At 73.6% G+C, this 17393-nt stretch carries 17 protein-coding genes; 1 reads left to right on the top strand and 16 read right to left on the bottom strand.

All coding sequences use genetic code 11. The annotated features are described in order from the left end of the window. Window positions 1-19 precede the first annotated feature (19 nt). From PZB77_RS25460 to PZB77_RS25445, 4 genes are all read right to left on the bottom strand, one after another. Window positions 20-688, bottom strand: a complete 669-nt coding sequence (locus PZB77_RS25460) for a lysophospholipid acyltransferase family protein (RefSeq protein WP_275494950.1) — start codon at window positions 686-688, stop codon at window positions 20-22. Next, window positions 685-1380 (bottom strand): (d)CMP kinase, encoded by a 696-nt coding sequence (gene cmk, locus PZB77_RS25455; protein WP_275494949.1) that lies wholly within the window; start codon window positions 1378-1380, stop codon window positions 685-687. Before cmk ends, PZB77_RS25460 begins: the two co-directional genes overlap by 4 nt. A gap of 165 nt (window positions 1381-1545) precedes the next feature. Continuing rightward, entirely contained in the window at window positions 1546-2631 is a 1086-nt protein-coding gene (locus tag PZB77_RS25450) for a prephenate dehydrogenase (RefSeq protein WP_275494948.1), read from the bottom strand. Then, a complete protein-coding gene (locus PZB77_RS25445; protein WP_275494947.1) occupies window positions 2628-2990 on the bottom strand; it encodes a chorismate mutase in 363 nt (120 codons plus the stop codon). Before PZB77_RS25445 ends, PZB77_RS25450 begins: the two co-directional genes overlap by 4 nt. Before the next feature lie 384 nt (window positions 2991-3374). On the opposite strand from PZB77_RS25445, the gene PZB77_RS25440 reads away from it, so the two are divergent. Then, window positions 3375-4073, top strand: a complete 699-nt coding sequence (locus PZB77_RS25440) for a nucleotidyltransferase domain-containing protein (protein ID WP_275494946.1) — start codon at window positions 3375-3377, stop codon at window positions 4071-4073. Window positions 4074-4117: 44 nt separating this feature from the next. Here the strand turns inward: PZB77_RS25440 and PZB77_RS25435 are convergent, their stop codons facing one another. The 12 genes from PZB77_RS25435 to PZB77_RS25380 all read right to left on the bottom strand — a co-directional run bounded on the left by PZB77_RS25435 (window position 4118) and on the right by PZB77_RS25380 (window position 17323). Next, window positions 4118-5143 (bottom strand): ADP-ribosylglycohydrolase family protein, encoded by a 1026-nt coding sequence (locus PZB77_RS25435; protein WP_275494945.1) that lies wholly within the window; start codon window positions 5141-5143, stop codon window positions 4118-4120. Next, window positions 5140-5907: an NUDIX domain-containing protein gene (locus PZB77_RS25430; protein WP_275494944.1), complete on the bottom strand. Its 768-nt coding sequence runs from the start codon at window positions 5905-5907 to the stop codon at window positions 5140-5142. Before PZB77_RS25430 ends, PZB77_RS25435 begins: the two co-directional genes overlap by 4 nt. Then, window positions 5904-6983 carry an AAA family ATPase gene (locus PZB77_RS25425; RefSeq protein WP_275494943.1) on the bottom strand — a complete coding sequence of 360 codons (1080 nt, stop codon included), beginning with the start codon at window positions 6981-6983 and terminating at the stop codon, window positions 5904-5906. Before PZB77_RS25425 ends, PZB77_RS25430 begins: the two co-directional genes overlap by 4 nt. Continuing rightward, complete coding sequence (gene pnuC, locus PZB77_RS25420) at window positions 6980-7660, bottom strand: nicotinamide riboside transporter PnuC (protein WP_275494942.1); 681 nt, start codon at window positions 7658-7660, stop codon at window positions 6980-6982. The genes PZB77_RS25425 and pnuC overlap by 4 nt, the downstream gene beginning before the upstream one ends. A gap of 120 nt (window positions 7661-7780) precedes the next feature. Further along, window positions 7781-9106, bottom strand: a complete 1326-nt coding sequence (locus tag PZB77_RS25415) for a pseudouridine synthase (protein WP_275494941.1) — start codon at window positions 9104-9106, stop codon at window positions 7781-7783. Further along, window positions 9106-9867, bottom strand: coding sequence for an SMC-Scp complex subunit ScpB (gene scpB / locus PZB77_RS25410; protein WP_275494940.1), 762 nt, complete (start codon window positions 9865-9867; stop codon window positions 9106-9108). Before scpB ends, PZB77_RS25415 begins: the two co-directional genes overlap by 1 nt. Beyond that, window positions 9864-10898, bottom strand: coding sequence for a ScpA family protein (locus PZB77_RS25405; protein ID WP_275494939.1), 1035 nt, complete (start codon window positions 10896-10898; stop codon window positions 9864-9866). The genes scpB and PZB77_RS25405 overlap by 4 nt, the downstream gene beginning before the upstream one ends. 163 nt (window positions 10899-11061) lie before the next feature. Continuing rightward, window positions 11062-11616, bottom strand: coding sequence for a hypothetical protein (locus tag PZB77_RS25400; protein ID WP_275496214.1), 555 nt, complete (start codon window positions 11614-11616; stop codon window positions 11062-11064). Beyond that, window positions 11613-12731, bottom strand: coding sequence for a ParA family protein (locus PZB77_RS25395; RefSeq protein WP_275494938.1), 1119 nt, complete (start codon window positions 12729-12731; stop codon window positions 11613-11615). The genes PZB77_RS25400 and PZB77_RS25395 overlap by 4 nt, the downstream gene beginning before the upstream one ends. Before the next feature lie 371 nt (window positions 12732-13102). Further along, a complete protein-coding gene (ald, locus tag PZB77_RS25390; protein ID WP_275496213.1) occupies window positions 13103-14218 on the bottom strand; it encodes an alanine dehydrogenase in 1116 nt (371 codons plus the stop codon). Between the two features lie 176 nt (window positions 14219-14394). Further along, window positions 14395-16524, bottom strand: a complete 2130-nt coding sequence (locus PZB77_RS25385) for a tetratricopeptide repeat protein (protein ID WP_275494937.1) — start codon at window positions 16522-16524, stop codon at window positions 14395-14397. Between the two features lie 172 nt (window positions 16525-16696). Next, complete coding sequence (locus PZB77_RS25380) at window positions 16697-17323, bottom strand: NUDIX hydrolase (protein ID WP_275494936.1); 627 nt, start codon at window positions 17321-17323, stop codon at window positions 16697-16699. Window positions 17324-17393: the final 70 nt, after the last annotated feature.

The raw sequence follows: 17393 nt of genomic DNA, 5'->3' as shown, positions 1-17393 counted from the left end.
CCGTGACGCGGCTCACTACTCAGGTCTTGACCGGGCGCCCGGTGAGGCGCCTGGCGTCTTCCAGGTGCGCGGCCAGCTTCCGCCGGATCCGCTCGGTGGCCTCGTCCAGGGCCTTGCGGGTCCGTCGCCCGCTGCCGTCGCCGGCGTCGAACGCGTCGCCGAAGACGACGTCCACGCGGCTGCGCAGCGGGGGCAGCGCGGATATCAGCCGTCCGCGGGCCTCCGTGCTCCCGAGGACCGCGACGGGGACGATCGGCGCCCCGCCGCGTACCGCGAAGTACGCGAGTCCGGACCGCAGCGCGGCGAAGTCGCCTTCGCCCCGGGTGCCCTCGGGAAAGATCCCGAGGACGCCGCCGTCCGCCAGCACGCCGAGCGCCCGGGTGATGGCGGTGCGGTCGGCGGTCGTGCGGTCCACCTCCAGCTGCCCGATTCCGCGCAGGAACGGGTCGAGGGGGCCGACGAACGCCTCTTTCTTGATCAGGAAGTGCACCGGACGGGGCGCGGTGCCCATCAGCATCGGTCCGTCGATGTTGTGCGAGTGGTTCACCGCGAGTATGACGGGTCCGGCGGACGGAACCCGCCAGGCGCCGAGGACCCGGGGCTTCCACAGCCCGTACATCAGCCCGATGCCGATGCCGCGCCCCACGGCCGCTCCGCGTCGGGAGGGCGCCGGGGTGGCTTCTGTCACTTCGCGGCCCGCTTCTCCTCGACGAGGGTGACGACGCACTCGATGACCTGCTCCAGGGTCAGCTCGGTGGTGTCCACCTCGACGGCGTCGTCGGCCTTGGCGAGCGGGGAGGTCTTGCGGCCGGAGTCGGCCGCGTCCCGCTTGATCAGGGCTTCCTTGGTGGCCGCGACGTCCGCGCCCTTCAGCTCGCCGCTGCGCCGGGCCGCGCGGGCCTCCGGCGATGCGGTGAGGAAGATCTTGAGGTCGGCGTCGGGCAGCACGGTGGTGCCGATGTCCCGGCCCTCCACGACGATGCCCCGCCCGGCGTCCGCGGCGATGGAGCGCTGGAGCTCCGTGATCAGGGTGCGCACCTCGGGGACCGCGCTGACGGCGCTGACCTTGGAGGTGACCTCCTGGGTACGGATCGGCCCGGAGGCGTCCTCGCCGTCGACGGTGATCGTCGGGGCGGTCGGGTCGGTGCCGGAGACGATCACGGGCTTGGCCGCGGCGGTGGCGACGGCGGCCGGGTCGTCCACGTCGACGTCGTTGGTCAGCATCCACCAGGTGATCGCCCGGTACTGCGCGCCGGTGTCCAGGTAGCTCAGGCCGAGCGTGGCCGCGACGGCCTTGGAGGTGCTCGACTTGCCGGTGCCGGAGGGGCCGTCGATGGCGACGATCACTGCGGAGCTTGCGGTTTCCACGGCGGTGGGCACCTTCCTGGTACACGGGCGGGGACGGGCGGGCCGGGGAACGGCCTGTGCCAAGGTTACCGAGTGCCGGGGCCACACCTGTACCCCGTTCGGACGCACCCCGGCCCGGGACGGGCGCGGGTCCCGCACCGGACGGCGCTGCGGACCGCGTCGGGGCACCGTCGGGCCTCAGGGACGGAGCGACCAGCCTCGCTCGGTGAGGGCCGCGCCGAGGACGGCGGCGGCGCTGGGCTCGACCATGAGCTGGACCAGGCCCGCCTGCTGGCCGGTGGCGTGTTCGATCCGGACGTCCTCGATGTTCACCCCGGCCCGTCCGGCGTCCGCGAAGATCCGGGCGAGTTCGCCGGGACTGTCGCTGATGAGGACGGCGACGACCTCGTAGGTGGCGGGGGCCGCGCCGTGCTTGCCGGGGACCCGGACGCGGCCGGCGTTGCCGCGGCGCAGGACGTCCTCGATGCCGTCCGTACCCGCGCGGCGCGCGTCCTCGTCGTCGGACTGGAGGCCGCGCAGGGCCCGTACCGTCTCGTCGAGGTCGGCGGCGATGCCGGCGAGCACGTCGGCGACGGGCCCGGGGTTGGCGGAGAGGATCTCCACCCACATCCGGGGGTCGGAGGCGGCGATCCGGGTGACGTCGCGGATGCCCTGCCCGCACAGGCGTACGGCGGTCTCGTCGGCCTCTTCCAGGCGGGCGGCGACCATCGAGGAGACGAGCTGCGGGGTGTGCGAGACGAGGGCGACGGCCCGGTCGTGCGCGTCGGCGTCCATGACCACGGGGACGGCGCGGCAGAGCGCGACCAGTTCCAGGGCGAGGTTGAGCACCTCGGTGTCGGTGTCGCGGGTCGGGGTGAGGACCCAGGGGCGGCCCTCGAAGAGGTCGCCGGTGGCGGCGAGGGGGCCCGAGCGCTCCTTGCCGGCCATCGGATGCGTACCGATGTACGGGGTCAGGTCGAGGCCCAGCGCCTCAAGCTCGCGGCGTGGTCCGCCCTTGACGCTCGCCACGTCGAGGTACCCCCGGGCGAGGCCGCCGCGCATGGCTCCGGCCACCACGGACGCGGTGTGCGCGGGCGGTACGGCGATGACCGCGAGGTCCACCGGCGCCTTCGGCGGCTCTTCGGTACCGGCTCCGAGTGCGGCGGCGGTGCGGGCCGATGCGGGGTCGTGGTCGGCGAGGTGGACGTGGATGCCGCGGCCGGCCAGAGCGAGGGCGGCGGAGGTGCCGACCAGTCCGGTACCGATGACGAGGGCGGTTCTCACTGGGCGATGTCCTTGCGGAGGGCGGCGATGGAGTCGGGGCGGACGTGCTGGATCCGTGCCGGGGGAAGGCCGGTCTCGACGGGCGCGAGGTTCCGGACCACCCGGGACGGGGTCCTCCCGCCGTCGGGTTCCCGGGCGCGGATCAGCGGGACGTCGACGATACCGAGCCGGCGGGGCGCCGCGGTGACCGGGAAGCCGTCGCGGAGGTCGGGGGCGGTGGCGAACCGGACGCCGCCGGGGTCCTCGTGGCCCGGGTCGTCGCGTTCCCCGGCGACGGGCAGGGCGCCCACCCCCCCGTCCGTCTCCGCCGTCCCGTCCCGGGCCGGCTGGACCGCTCCCCCGACCGCTCGTACCGCCACGTCGCTCTCCCACGCCCGCTCGTCCCCGTCGACGCTCTCCGGTCACAGTAGAGGGCGGTCCGGTGCGTGGGACGGACGTTCCTCTCCGTGAGACGCGCCCGGGCGGCCCGGCGGCGGAAGCGTCCCTCCGCGGCACCCGGGTGGCCGCGTTCTCCGCCCCGTCGCTTCTCCCGTCGCTTCTCCCGGCGCGAAGACGGCGCCACGATGCGGGGTGCGGGGCACTTCCGCCCCGGCACGGACGGACCCGGGTGGCGCACCGGGTGCGGACGCCCTCTTCTCCGGGGCGACGGGTGACCCGGGCGCGGCGATGGTGGCATCCGTGTCCGCACCCCCACAAGGAGAATCCAGGGGCGCCACCGCCGGTGCGCCGCGTAACCTCCCGCCATGAGCAGCCCTGACGCCGCAGCCCTCGTCCGCGACCACACGGTGTACTCCTGTGTGACGGGGTCACGGGCGTTCGGGCTGGCCACCGAGGACAGCGACACCGACCGGCGCGGGGTGTTCCTCGCTCCGACCGCCTCGTTCTGGCGGTTCGAGAAGCCTCCGACGTACCTGGACGGTCCGGCCCCTGAGCAGTTCTCGTGGGAGCTGGAGCGTTTCTGCGAGCTGGCGCTGCGTGCCGACCCGAACGTCCTCGAGTGTCTGCACTCCCCGCTGGTGGAACGGATCGACGACACCGGCCGCGAGCTCCTCGCGCTGCGGGGGGCCTTTCTCTCCCGGCGGGCGCACGAGACGTTCACCCGGTACGCGGTGGGCCAGCGCCGGAAGCTGGAGGCCGATGCGCGCAACCGCGGGGCGCCGCGCGGGAAGCACGCCATGCACCTGCTGCGGCTGCTGATCTCCGCCCGTGACCTGCTGCGCACCGGGGTGCTGACGACCGATGTCGGCGAGCGCCGGGAGGAGCTGCTCGCGGTGAAGCGGGGCGCGGTGGAGTGGTCCGAGGTGGAGCGCCGCGTGGAGCGGCTGACCGAGGAGTGCGCGGCGGCCGTGGACCGGTCGCCGCTGCCGGACCGCCCGGACCGGGCCCGGGTGGAGGAGTTCCTCGTACGGACCCGCCGGAAGTCGGCGCTGAGCGGCGGCTGAGCGCGGGTCGCCGGCCCGGCCCCGCTCGTCGCACGGTGCGCGGGTCAGGAGTCCCAGAGCGCTCCCAGCGACAGCAGGTCGCTCCGGTACTCGATCCGCTCGGCCCACTCCTGGGGCCACGCCGACGCTCCCAGGTGGGCCCCGGAGAGCGCCCCGGTGAGGCAGGCGAGCGAGTCGGAGTCGCCCCGGGTGCAGGCGGCGCGGCGCAGCGCGGTGACGGGCTCCTCGGGGAAGAGCAGGAAGCAGTGGAGGGCCGTCGCGAGCGCCTCCTCGGCGATCCAGCCGTCACCGGTCCTCTCGCAGGGGTCGGTCTCCGGGGACGGGTGGCGCAGTGCGTCCTGTACGCGGGTGAGCGCGTCCAGGCACTCGTCCCAGCCGCGCTGGACGTAGGACTGGGCGGAGGCGTCGTGGGTGTGGCGCCAGAGGTCGCCGAGCCAGCGCTCGTGGTAGCGGCTCCGGTTCTCGTACGCGTAGCTGCGCAGTTGTCCGACGAGGCCGAGGGGTTCCGCGCCCCGGGCGAGCAGGAAGACGGCGCGGGCCATCAGGTCGGAGGCGGCGAGGGCGGTGGGGTGGCCGTGGGTGAGGGCTGCCTGGAGCTGGGCGGCCCCGGCGCGCTGGTCGTCGCCGAGTCCGGGGACCAGCCCGACGGGGGCGACCCGCATGGGGGCGCCGCACCCCTTGGAACCGGTCTGGCTGGCTTCCTGCCAGGGGCGGTCGCCGTCGAGGAGCTCGCAGGCGATCAGGCAGGTGCGGCCGGGGGCGCGGTTGTTGTCCGGCGAGTGGTACCAGTCGACGAACTCGTCCCGGACCGGCCGGGCCAGCCGCGGCCCGGTGAGCGGGCCCCGGTCCATGGCGGTGCGGATGCCCCGTCCGAGGGCGAGCGTCATCTGGGTGTCGTCGCTGACGAGGGCCCGCCGGGGCAGCTCCATCGCCCGCCACGGACCGCACGTGGCGAGGATGGAGGGCACGTCGTCGAACTCGGTCGGGAAGCCCAGCGCGTCGCCGAGGGCGAGCCCGATGAGCGAGCCGGTGGCGGCCTGTTTGGTGCGGGTTGCGGTGGCGGCGGTCATGGGGTTCGTCCTTCCGGTCGCAGGAGCGGGGGGTGCAGGGCGGTGGCGGAGCCCGCCCGGTAGAGGGCGGCGGGTTTCCCCCGGCCTCCGGTGCGGCGCGGCGGCCCTTCGACGGCTTCGACGAAGCCGGAGGTGGCGAGGACCTTGCGCCGGAAGTTGGGGCGGTCGAGCGGGGTGCCCCAGACGGTCTCGTAGACCTGCTGCAGCTCGCCCAGGGTGAACTCGGAGGGGCAGAACGCCGTTGCCAGGCAGGTGTATTCGAGCTTGGAGCCGATGCGGTCGTGGGCGTCGGCGAGGATGGTGCCGTGGTCGAAGGCGAGGGGCCCGGGAACCTCGGTGGCCCTCTCGCCGAACGCCCACCAACGGGCGCTGACCGCGTCGCCGCCGCCGCGGGGTTCGGGCAGGTCCGGCAGGAGCGCCGTGTACGCGACGGAGACGACCCGCATCCTCGGATCGCGGTCCGGGTCGGTGTAGGTGCGCAGTTGTTCGAGGTGGACCTCGCAGACGGTGTCCTCGTCCAGACCCGTCTCCTCGGCCAGTTCGCGGCGGGCGGCCTGCGGGGCCGATTCACGGGGGGCGACGAACCCACCGGGGAGCGCCCAGCGCCCCCGGTACGGTTCCTCGCCGCGTTCAACGAGCAGCACGTGGAGCCGTCCTTCGCGGACGGTGAAGACGGCGAGATCGACGGTGACGGCGAACGGGGTGAAGGCGTACGGGTCGTACCCCTCGGGGGCCTTCCCCGCTCCGCCCGCCCCGGCGTTCATCGCCGCTCCGGGAGGGGCGGGTTGAAATTCCAGCCGGATGCGAGGAGTTCGTCGACGGCGGCGACGGCGGCGGCCAGCCGCTCTTCGCGGGAGCCGGTGATCTCCACGAACCGGCGCCCGGTGCGCGTGAGTTCGGCGCGGAAGCGGCTCGTCATCCAGGGCCGCAGCTCCTCGCCGTCGCGCAGCCCGTCGTCCTCGAAGGGGACGCCCTCGTGATCGGTGAGCAGCCACAGGTGGTGGTCGACGAGGTCCGCGGTCGCCTCGACGCGCGGGTTGCGTCCCCCGACGTACCGCTCGTGCCAGACGGTGGTGGCGAAGGAGTCGGTGTCGCAGAGGAGGACGGGCGAACCGGTCCGGGCGGCGGCCTCCTCCCGGTCGTTCTGGACGGCGGCGATCAGCGGGAAGTCGTCGGAGGTGAAGATCACGTCCTCCCACTGGGCGCCGGGGTGGTCGGCGCGCAGCGCGGCGAGCTTCTGCGCGCTGTACTCCCGTCCGTACTCCGGCACGCTGCGCGTGCGGGCCCACACCCCGCCGCGCCGCCGGTAGTGGTCGGCCAGCGCGAGCGTCAGGGTGGTGGTGCCGGTGGACTCGGCGCCGAGGACGACGACCCGGCGGGCGAGCGCGGCGCGCACGGGCGGCTCCAGGAAGTCCCAGCATGCGACGGGGTCCTCGCGGACGGCCGTGCCGGAGACGGGGAAGACGGTGCGGCCGGGGTCGACGGAGACGGCCTCGGCGCCGAAGCGCCGGGCGAGTTCGTCGCCGTACGCCTCCGAGGAGAAGACGGCGTCGACCCGCTCGGGGACGGCGGCGGTGAACACGGCCATGTGCGCGTCCCAGACCGCCGGGTCGTGGACGTCCATCCGTATGTCGTCGACGGCCCCCACGACCGTGGCGGCGGGGTGGGTCTCACGCATCCAGGCCACCCGGTCGGCGAGCGGCACCGACTCCACCCCGGCGGCGCAGACCAGGACGGTCAGCCGCTCGCAGCGGTCCTGCGCGGTACGGACGAGGTGGTGGTGGCCGGCGTGCGGCGGGTAGAACTTGCCGAGGACCAGGCCGTGGGCGTACTTCCTCACGCCGTCACCCCCGTGCGCCCGGCCGGGCGGCCGGTGGTGTCCGCCGGATCCGCGCCCGCCGCCATGTCGCGCCGCCAGGAGCGCAGTCCGGCCACGCAGAGCGCGAGGAAGCCGACGTACAGCAGTGAGGTCAGGTAGAGGTCCTTGTAGGCGTAGAGCGGGATGTAGACGAGGTCGGCGGTGATCCACAGCCACCAGGACTCGACCCGCTTGCGGCACTGCCCGTATGTCGCCGTCAGGGAGAGCGAGGTCGTCAGCGCGTCCCAGAACGGCACGGTGGAGTCGGTGGCGCGGGAGAGCAGGAGGGTCAGCGCGAGGGTCCCCACCACCCCCGCCGCGAGCAGCCGGACCCCTTCGGCGCGCGGAGTGGAGCGCACCGGCAGGGTGGGTGTCCCTGGTCCACCCCCGTGGGTCCAGGTCCACCAGCCGTACGCGGCGAGGGCGATGAAGACGATCTGGAGTCCGGCGTCGGCGTAGAGGCCGGACTGCGTGAACAGCAGGACGAAGAAGAGGTTGTTGGCGATGCCGACCGGCCAGTTGGCCAGGTGCTGGCGCACCACCAGCCAGACGCAGAGGGCCCCGCTGCCGAAGCCGAGCACCTCGGTCCAGCTGACCGGGGTGTCCAGCCAGGTGAACAAGGGCTCCTGCAGGGGATCGAGGACATCCGCGAGACTCATGCCCGCCTCCTTAATAGTCATCTTGACTATAAAGGTGGACGGGGGCATGCGGAAGGCCCGCGGCCCCTTCCGTCCGAATTTCCGGACGGAAGGGGCCGCGGGCCTTCGAGGACCGGGGACCTACAGGCCGACCTCGCGCATCAGCATGCCGACCTCGGTGTTGGTCAGGCGGCGCAGCCAGCCGGACTTCTGGTCGCCCAGCGGGATCGGCCCGAAGGACGTCCGCACCAGCCGGTCGACCGGGAACCCGGCCTCGGAGAGCATCCGGCGGACGATGTGCTTACGGCCCTCGTGGAGGGTCACCTCGACCAGGTAGTTCTTGCCGGTGTTCTCGACGACCCGGAAGTGGTCGGCGCGGGCGTACCCGTCCTCCAGCTGGATGCCGTCCTTGAGCCGCTTGCCCAGGTCGCGCGGGAGCGGTCCCTGGATGGCTGCGAGGTACGTCTTCTTGACGCCGTACTTCGGGTGGGTGAGGCGGTGGGCGAGCTCACCGTGGTTGGTGAGCATGATGATGCCCTCGGTCTCGGTGTCCAGCCGGCCGACGTGGAAGAGCCGCGTCTCACGGTTGGTGACGTAGTCGCCGAGGCACTGGCGGCCGTCCGGGTCCTCCATCGAGGAGACGACACCGGCCGGCTTGTTCAGCGCGAAGAAGAGGTACGACTGGGTCGCGACGGTCAGGCCGTCGACCTTGATCTCGTCCTTCTGCGGGTCGACGCGCTTGCCCTGCTCCAGCACGATCTCGCCGTTGACCTCGACGCGCGACTGCTCGATCAGCTCCTCGCACGCCCGCCGCGAGCCCATGCCGGCACGGGCGAGGATCTTCTGCAGCCGCTCGCCCTCCTGCTCGGCGCCCGGGTGGGTCCTGACGACCTTGAAGTCCGGCTTGTCCGCGTACCGGTCGCGGTTGCGCTGCTCGATCTTCGCGTCCAGCTCGCGCGGCCTGGCCTGGCCCGAGGGGCCGCGCCGGAACCCGCCGCGGGCGTTGCCCGGCAGAGGGGCCTTCGGGCCACCCTTGGCGCCGCCGCGCGCCGAGGCGCCGCGGCCCTTGCGGGCTTCGCTGTCACCCGCGCCCGACGAACTGGTCGAGGGGCCCACGTCGTAACGGCGCTCCTCCGGGCGGGGGCGGCGCGGACGCTGCTCCTGCTGGTCGTCGCGCCCCGCGCGGCCCTGGTCGCCCTGCGCGGGCCCCCGACCGCCCTGGCCGCGACCGCCCTGGGCCGGCCCGCGACCGCCCTGGCCGCGACCACCCTGGCCGCCCTGGGCCGGGCCGCGACCACCCTGTCCACCGCTCTGGCCGCGGCCGCCCTGGCCGCCACCGCCCTGGCCGCGGCCGCCCTGGCCACCGCCCTGGGAGTTGGACCGGAAGGAGCCGCCGCTGCCGCCCCGGGGGTTCCGGTTGCCGCCGCCGCTGCTGCCGCTTCCGCTGTTACTGCCACTGCTTCGCATCAAAATTCCGTCTTGTCGTCTGCGTGAGTATCCGGGGTGTCCGGTGCGTCCGGATCGAACGACGGCACACCCTCTAGCGTCTCAGCCTCGATCGCGTCCGCCTCCGGGAGGAAGGGAGCGAGTTCCGGGAGCTCGTCCAGACCACGCAGGCCCATACGCTCCAGAAAGTAGTTCGTCGTCCTGTACAGGATCGCACCTGTTTCGGGTTCCGTCCCCGCCTCCTCCACCAGAGCACGCTGCAGGAGGGTCCGCATGACCCCGTCGCAGTTCACTCCGCGCACCGCCGAGACCCTCGAACGGCTGACCGGCTGGCGGTACGCGACCACCGCCAGGGTCTCCAGTGCCGCCTGGGTGAGACGGGCCTGCCGGCCGTCCAGGACGAAGCCCTCGACCGCCTCCGCGTACGCGGTCCGGCTGTAGAACCGCCAGCCGCCCGCCACGAGCCGCAGGTCGAATCCGCGGCGCTGGGCGGTGTACTCGTCGGCCAGTTCCCGCAGCGCGAGGGCCACGGCTCTCGGAGGCCGCTGGAGGACCTTGGCGAGGTGTTCCTCGGTGGCCGGCTCGTCCACCACCATCAGAACCGCTTCCAGGGCGGGCTTCAGCTCGAGTTCCGCGACGCCCCCGGACCCGGCGGGCTCCGCGCCGCCTCCGCTCTCCCCCGCGTGCTCGCGGGCCCGTGCTCCGCCGCGCCCCGGTGCGCCCCCGTGCGTCGGTCCGTCCACGGCCGTGCCGGTCCCGTCGAATGCGCCGAACCCGCTCATGGCTCCTCGTCCTCCTCCGCGTCCGGCCGCGTTTCCCGGTCGAACTCGTCCGTCACCACCGGCTGCGCACCCTCTTCGCCGCACCACCGCACGAGGAGTTCGCCGAGCGCCTCCTCCTGGTCCAGCGCGACCGCCTTCTCCCGGTACAGCTCCAGGAGCGCGAGGAAGCGGGCCACCACCGTGAGGGTGTCCGCCGCGTCCTCGGTGAGTTCCCGGAAGCTCGCCCCGCCCGACTTCCGCAGCAGCGCGACCACGATCCCCGCCTGCTCGCGCACGCTGACCAGGGGGGCGTGGATGTGGTCCACGTACACCTGCGGCTCGGGCCGGGGCTGCATGGCCTTGGCGGCGAGCCGTGCGAACCCCTCCGGGCCGATGCTGAGGACCACCTCCGGCAGCAGGGCCGCGTGGTGCGGCTCCAGCCCGACCGTACGGGGGAAGCGGCGCGATTCCGCGTCGAGCCGCTCGCTGAAGATGTCCGCGACGCGCTTGTACGCCCGGTACTGGAGCAGCCGGGCGAAGAGCAGGTCGCGCGCCTCCAGGAGAGCGAGGTCGGCCTCGTCCTCCACCTCGGCGGTGGGCAGCAGCCGGGCGGCCTTGAGGTCGAGCAGGGTCGCGGCGACCACCAGGAACTCGGTGGTCTGGTCGAGGTCCCACTCCGCCCCCATCGCGCGGATGTGGGCCATGAACTCGTCGGTGACCCGGGAGAGCGCCACCTCCGTCACGTCCAGCCGGTGCCGGGTGATCAGCTGGAGCAGCAGGTCGAAGGGGCCTTCGAAGTTCGCCAGCCGTACGGTGAACCGCCTGCCGTCCTCCGGCGTCGCCGCAGGGCCCTCAGGAGGCGCGGCGGGCGACCGGGGCGACCGGGGAGCCCCGGCGCCGTCCTGGGCCGCCCAGGACGGCGTCCCGGGCGCCCTGGAGGGCTCGGCGGGATCGGGGGGCGGGGCCGCGTCGGCGTCCGCCGCCGGAACCTCCCGGGGGCCGCGCCCCAGGGCACGGCGGCGCGGGGCGGCGGGGTCGTCGGTCGTGGGCAAACGCAGTCCAGGTGTACGGCGGGCGGTGGACCGGCCGTACCGGGCGGTCGTGCGGGCCCCCGGCGTCCGGGTGCCCGGCAGGGTGCGGGCGGCGGGAGCCGGTCGCGCGGGGCGGTCGGCGGGGCGTGCGGCCCTCCCGGGCAGGCTACCCGCGGCGGACCGCTCAGCGGCCGCGCAGCCGCCGTACGAGGATGCTCGCGTCGCCGCGCGACTCCAGGTCCGCCAGGACGACGGCGACCGCCTCGCGGACGATGCGTCCGCGGTCGACGGCGAGGCCGTGTTCGCCGCGCAGGACGAGCCTGGCGTGTTCGAGGTCCATCAGCTCTTCGGCGGAGACGTAGACCGTGATCTTCTCGTCGTGCCGTTCCCGGCCGCTGGGGCGCCGGTTGGCGCCCCTGCCCTGGCCGCCGCCGCGTCCGCGCTGCGGCTGGGGCGCTGCCGCCTGCTCCGGGACCGGTGGCCGGCCCTGGGGTCCGGATCCGTTCCGCGCCGCCGCCGCGCCCTCGGGGCCGCCCTCGGCCTGCTCCGGTCGGCCCGCGGGCCGCTCGGGTGCGGCGCCGCCGCCCGCCGGGGAGGACGACGCCGGGTCGCCTTCCCCGGCGGGAGCGGGAACGCGTGCCTCGCCGTTCGCCTTGCGCCGCCGCTCCGCCGGGGACGAGGACTGCAGTCCCATGCCCCCCGTGGTGCGGAACAGTTCGTCGGCACCGGGCAGACTCACTCGGCGTGACACCGGGCGAGCACCTCCCTGGCGAGCTGTCGGTAGGCTGCGGCGCCGACCGAGTTCGAGGCGTAGGTGGTGATGGGCTCACCGGCGACCGTGGTCTCCGGGAAGCGCACCGTGCGCCCGATGACCGTGTGGTAGACGTGGTCGTCGAAGGCCTCCACGACACGCGCGAGGACCTCGCGGCTGTGCACCGTGCGGGAGTCGTACATCGTGGCGAGGATGCCGTCGAGCTCCAGCTCGGGGTTGAGCCGCTCCTGGACCTTCTCGATGGTCTCCGTGAGCAGGGCCACTCCGCGCAGCGCGAAGAACTCGCACTCCAGCGGGACGATCACCTTGTGAGCGGCCGTCAGGGCGTTCACGGTGAGCAGGCCGAGCGAGGGCTGACAGTCGATCACGATGTAGTCGTAGTCGGCCATCAGCGGCTTGAGCGCACGCTGGAGGGTCGACTCGCGGGCCACCTCGCTGACGAGCTGCACCTCCGCGGCCGAGAGGTCGATGTTGCTGGGCAGCAGGTCCATGTTGGGGACCGCCGTCTTCAGCAGCACCTCGTCGGCCGTCATGCCCCGCTCCATGAGCAGGTTGTAGACGGTGAGGTCCAGCTCCATCGGGTTGACGCCCAGGCCGACCGAGAGGGCGCCCTGCGGGTCGAAGTCGACGAGCAGGACGCGTCGTCCGTACTCGGCGAGCGCGGCGCCCAGGTTGATGGTCGAGGTGGTCTTGCCCACCCCGCCCTTCTGGTTGCACATCGCGATGATCTTGGCGGGACCGTGCTCGGTGAGGGGTCCCGGGATCGGGAAGTAGGGCAACGGGCGCCCGGTCGGGCCGATCCGTTCACGGCGCTGGCGCGCCGCGTCGGGGGCGAGTGTGGCCGCGTACTCCGGATCGGGTTCGTACTCGGCGTCGGGGTCGTAGAAGTGCCCCTCGGGCATCTCGGCGAAGTCGGCGAGGTGGGCGGTGTCGCGGCCACTCTCGTTGCCGGCCATGGCGTTCACGTGTAGGCCGTCCATCATCTGGGGGGGCGTCGTCATGTGCTGGTGGGTCGCGAAGGTGCGGACCGCGACGGAGCCGACAGCTCTGAGCCCGTTCGGGCCCTGACCCCGTGCGGGCATCCCTGGTTGACCACCCCCGGGAGTAAATGTCGACTCATTCACAAGTCGTCTTACCTCCTTGGATGCGACCAGGAAACTTATCGATAGGTCAGCGTGGCACCATGCCGACGATGGGCGACTCTATGGCGTGTCACCGCTCCGCAGCAACACAATCCGCCGGACCCGGCCCGATGTGTCGGCAATCGAACACCCCCCTGTCAAGGGTGCACAGGGAGCAAGGCGCGCATTTCGCGGGGGTTCGAATCGGGTAAAGGCTCATGGAAGAGGCGAGTTGCCCATAGGTCTCAGAACGCCCATCGCGCCTGCGGCCGGACCTCGGGCGACAAGGTCCGGCCGCAGGCGCGGGATTGACGGGACGGGGTCGGCGCGCGTCAGCCGACGAGAGCGCTCAGCTCGACGTGCGGGAGGTCGTGCGCTTCCGCCACCTCGCGGTAAACGACCTGTCCGTCATGGGTGTTGAGGCCCTTGGCCAGGGCGGCGTCGCGGCGCAGAGCCTCGACCCAGCCCCGGTTCGCCAGCTCGACGATGTACGGAAGCGTGGCGTTGGTGAGGGCGTAGGTGGAGGTGTTCGGGACGGCACCGGGCATGTTCGCGACGCAGTAGAACACCGAGTCGTGGACCGTGAAGGTCGGTTCGGCGTGGGTGGTCGGGTGCGAGTCCTCGAAGCAGCCGCCCTGGTCGATCGCAATGTCGACAAGAACACTTCCGGGCTTCATTTTCGCGACCAGCTCGTTGGTGACCAGCTTCGGGGCCTTCGCGCCCGGGATGAGGACGGCACCGACGACGAGGTCCGCCCCGACGACCGCCTTCTCCAGTTCGAAGGCGTTGGAGACCACCGTCTGCACCCGGGTGCCGAAGACTTTGTCGGCCTCGCGGAGTTTGTGGACGTCCCTGTCGAGCAGAGTCACATGGAAGCCGAGTCCCACGGCGATCTGCGTCGCGTTCCAGCCGGAGACGCCGCCACCGATGACGACCGCCCTGCCGGCGGCCGTGCCGGGGACACCTCCGGGCAGGACGCCGCGCCCGCCCGCCGACCGCATCAGGTGGTACGCGCCGACCTGCGGGGCCAGCCTGCCCGCGACCTCGGACATGGGGGCGAGCAGCGGCAGCGCGCGGTTGGCGGTCTCGACGGTCTCGTACGCGATGGCCGTGGTGCCGGACTCCAGCAGCGCGTCGGTGCAGGCGCGGGAGGCGGCGAGGTGGAGGTAGGTGAAGAGGGTCTGGCCCTTGCGCAGGCGGTGGTACTCCTCGGCGACCGGCTCCTTGACCTTGAGCAGCAGGTCGGCGAAGGCCCAGACCTCGTCGGCGGTGGGCAGGACCCGTGCGCCCGCGGCGGCGTACTCCTCGTCGGGGATGGACGAGCCGGCGCCGGCGTTCCGCTCGACGGCCACCTCGTGGCCGTGACGGACGAGTTCGTGGACTCCGGCGGGCGTGATCGCCACCCGGAACTCGTTGTTCTTGACTTCGCGGGGGATGCCGACCTTCACGTCGATCACGGTCCTTGGCTCGGAGGGACGCCGGGCACCCGTACGGACGACGCGGTGGGGAAACACCGGCATGCACGGATGCGCGCGGACTTGTACCTCATCACTGGAGGCGCCGCGGAGGTGTGCGGCGGAACCAGTCTAATGAAGGACTTCCCTCTGTCTAGCCTTGCAAAGAACTAACTTTCGACCGGGACGCCATTTGTTTCGCAGGTTTTTTCGGCTGCTCCCCCCTCTCCCAGCAGCCTCTGCGCCGTCGCGCGGTGCAGGGACGCCGCCGCGGGGTCCCCGAGCCGGTCCAGGGTGTCGGCCAGCCGGAGCTCCAGCGCCGCCTGCAGCCGCACGTCCTCGGCCTGCCGGGCGAGGTCGACGGCCTCCCGGCAGGTGCGCAGCGAATCGTGCGGGCGGCCCGCGTACTCCTGGACCCGCGCGGCCTCGCTGAGCGCCCGGGCCTGGGAGGGGAGGTCACCGAGCCTGCGGTGGCCGGAGGCGGCGGCGCGCCAGTTGCGCAGCGCCTCGCCGTACCGCCCGGCGTAGGCGTGCACCGCTCCGAGACGCCCGTACAGCCGGGCCTCGCCCTCCCGGTCGCCCTGGGCGAGGCGCTGCGCGAGCGCCCGGCCGTACCAGTCGGAAGCGCGCGGGTAGTCCCCCAGTTCGGCGTGGGCGCCTCCCACGGATTCCATGGCGCGGCCGGTGGCGTAGAGGTCCTTCGCCTCCCGCCCCGCGTCGAGGGCTGCGCGGTAGCGGGCCAGGGCGGCGCGGGTGCGGCCGGTTCCCGCGTCGAGGTCGGCGAGGTTGAGCAGGGCGGCGGCGCGTTCCCGGGCCAGCCCCCGGCGCTCCGCGACGTCGAGGACCAGACCGTGGAGTCCGTAGAGCTCGGGCGCCGCCGCCTCCGTGCCCCAGTGCGCCGCGAGCGCCCGTACCAGTGCGGCGATCAGGCGGCGGGCGAGGGTGTCGAGCTCGCCGTCGGCCACCGCCATCCGGGCGGCGGCCACCAGCGAGGGGAGCCGGACACGCAGCCAGAGCGCGGCCTCCTCCGGACCGGCGAAGCGCAGCGCCCTGGGCAGCCCGGCGAGCGTGCGGCGGGCCGGGGAGCCCTCCGGCTCGGTGACGGCCCCGCAGGAGTGCAGCAGCCGGACGGTGCGTTCCAGCATCCGCGCCCGGGCCAGTCCGGTCTCGGCCGGGCGGTCGCGCTCCTCCAGCAGGGCCCGCAGCAGTGGCGCCAGGCAGCCGGGCACCTCGTACAGGGGCTCGGCGGCACCGTCCTTGCGCAGCAGGCCGAGGGCGACGAAGTCGTCCAGCGTCCGGCGGGCCGCGGAGACGGAGCAGCCGGCCAGCGCGGAGGCGGTGTGCGCGTCGGCGAGCCCCGCGGGCGCGAGCGCGAGCAGGCGCAGTATCCGGGCGGGGGTCTCCAGCAGGGAGTCGTGGGCCATCCGCAAGGCGCGGGCCAGCGGGCGGGCGTCCACCGGCTGGTCGGTGTCCTCGGGGGTCCGCCGCAGGTGCGCGGTGGCGTCGGCGACGGAGGCGGTCGGCCGGGCCGCGATCCATCCCGCGACCAGCAGCAGGGCGGCGGGCAGGCCGCCGCACTCCTCCACCAGGGTCTCGGCGGTCAGGGGGTCCACGGTGATCCGCACCTGTCCGACCACCCGGGCGAGGAGGCGTACGGCGGAGCCGGTGTCCAGTCCCCCGATGGTGCAGGGGCGGACGTCGGCGACGCCGGTCAGCGGGCCGGTCGCGGTGGCCAGCACGAGGACGCCGGGCCCGTCGGGGAGGAGCGGGTCGACCTGCTCGGCGTCCACGGCGTCGTCGAGGACCAGCACCAGCCGGCGCACGGCGAGGGCCTCACGGACCATCCCGGTCAGTTCGTCGGCGTCCGCGCCGGGTGGGGAGGCGAGGGAGAGCAGGCCGAGGATCTCGCGAGCGGTGCGGACCGCGGGCACCCGGGCGCCGCCGGGATCGGTCAGGCAGACGCGCAGGACGCCGTCCGGGTAGTCGCCGGTCCCCCTCCCGGGTGCGGCCCACGGCAACGGGCCCGCGGAGCCGGCGGCCGGGGCCGTGCCGGCCAGCGTGTGCGCGAAGGCGGCGGCGAGGGTGCTGCGCCCGGATCCGGGCCGTCCGGCGACGAGCAGGACCCGGGCGCGGGACGCCTTGCGGCCGGCGATGGTGTCCAGTCCGGCCCGCTCGATGTCCTCCTGAAGAGATTTCAACTCGCGCTGACGGCCGAGCAGTTCGGATGGGGTGGCACCGGAGGGCTCCTCGGTGCCGGGCGATCGGGCCGGACCGCTGGTGTCCACCGCCTGATCCGTCACGAGCCACGCTCCGTTCCGCCGCACCCGGTGTCCGCCGGAGCTCCGGCGGGACTTTTCGAGCCTAGTTCAGCGGCACCGCCGTTCGGGGCGGAGCGGGGCGGAGACGTCCCCCGATCGGATCAGTGATTCGTACGATCGTCCGACGGACGGTGGTCGGCGCAAACGTCCTGGATCACGCCTCGAACGGGCGGGCCGGCCAGGGCGCCTCGGCCGGGCGCAACGCCCGCTCGCCGTCCCCGGCGCGGGCGGCGGTCAGCGCCAGTACACCCATCACCAGGCAGCTGTTGTGCAGTTCGCCGGCGAGGACGCCCCGGACCAGCTCCGCCAGCGGGACCCGCGCCTGTTCCATGTCCGCCTCCTCCTCGGAGACCGCGAAGCGCTCGCCGACCGCCTCGGAGAGGCCGCGGGCCAAAAAGATGCGCACGGCCTCGTCGGAGCCGCCGGGGCTGGTGAAGACGTCGGCCAGGACCCGCCACTCGTCCGCCTTGACGTGCGCCTCCTCGTACAGCTCGCGCTGGGCGGCGCTCAGCGGGTTCTCGCCGGGGACGTCGAGCAGCCCGGCCGGGATCTCCCAGAGCTTGTGGCGCACCGGGTGGCGGTACTGACGCAGGACCAGGACCTGATCCTCCTCGTCGATCGCCAGGATCGCGACCGAGCCGGGGTGCACCTGGTAGTCGCGCCCCACGACCGTGCCGTCGGGCATCACGACGTCGTCGGTGCGGACGCTGGTCTTGTTGCCGGTGAAGGGCGTCACCGTGGCGGTGACCCGCCATTCCTCGGCCCTGTCCTGGATGCCCATCTGCGTCCTCCCACGTCCGTCACGAAAAACCGGGGCACCCGCCCTCTGCGGACGGATACCCCGGTCAACG

Source organism: Streptomyces sp. AM 2-1-1 (genome assembly GCF_029167645.1).
Taxonomy (GTDB): domain Bacteria; phylum Actinomycetota; class Actinomycetes; order Streptomycetales; family Streptomycetaceae; genus Streptomyces.
The sequence above is the reverse complement of the archived record's forward strand: the minus strand, read 5'-3'. Positions and strand labels throughout refer to the sequence as shown.

Coding starts and splice junctions, on each gene's coding strand:
- PZB77_RS25440 (WP_275494946.1), top strand. CDS start 3,375: ATGAGCAGCCCTGACGCCGCAGCCCTCGTCCGCGACCACACGGTGTAC.
- PZB77_RS25435 (WP_275494945.1), bottom strand. CDS start 5,143: ATGACCGCCGCCACCGCAACCCGCACCAAACAGGCCGCCACCGGCTCG.
- PZB77_RS25430 (WP_275494944.1), bottom strand. CDS start 5,907: ATGAACGCCGGGGCGGGCGGAGCGGGGAAGGCCCCCGAGGGGTACGAC.
- pnuC (WP_275494942.1), bottom strand. CDS start 7,660: ATGAGTCTCGCGGATGTCCTCGATCCCCTGCAGGAGCCCTTGTTCACC.
- PZB77_RS25415 (WP_275494941.1), bottom strand. CDS start 9,106: ATGCGAAGCAGTGGCAGTAACAGCGGAAGCGGCAGCAGCGGCGGCGGC.
- scpB (WP_275494940.1), bottom strand. CDS start 9,867: ATGAGCGGGTTCGGCGCATTCGACGGGACCGGCACGGCCGTGGACGGA.
- PZB77_RS25395 (WP_275494938.1), bottom strand. CDS start 12,731: ATGCCCGCACGGGGTCAGGGCCCGAACGGGCTCAGAGCTGTCGGCTCC.
- PZB77_RS25380 (WP_275494936.1), bottom strand. CDS start 17,323: ATGGGCATCCAGGACAGGGCCGAGGAATGGCGGGTCACCGCCACGGTG.